Origin of the sequence: Paraprevotella clara YIT 11840, assembly GCF_000233955.1 — a bacterium.
Lineage (GTDB): Bacteria > Bacteroidota > Bacteroidia > Bacteroidales > Bacteroidaceae > Paraprevotella > Paraprevotella clara.
Genome location: NZ_JH376673.1, coordinates 1 through 245 on the forward strand (window position 1 = coordinate 1; position 245 = coordinate 245).

1 protein-coding gene is annotated in these 245 nt (G+C 41.6%); it reads right to left on the bottom strand.

What is annotated here, in order from left to right:
* Nucleotides 1–245: hypothetical protein (locus HMPREF9441_RS18785; protein ID WP_216593513.1), on the bottom strand; the 245-nt coding region annotated here is incomplete at both ends.

Here is a 245-nt window from a genome sequence, read left to right on the forward strand (position 1 = left end):
CCTCTATCTCTGGATAAGTAGCCGATGCCACTGTTAATACTACTATCGTAGGAGAACAACTTAACTGATTCGTATCTGTTACCGTTACCGTATAAATACCTGGCATATAGCCCAAAGGTATCTGGTGGGTTACCTTAGAGGCTGTACTACCTACTACCGCAGTGAATGGATTACCACTAAGGAGCGCTCCACTAGGTGGTGTTATATCATAAATATAGCTACCTGATCCTTTATCTACTGTAATA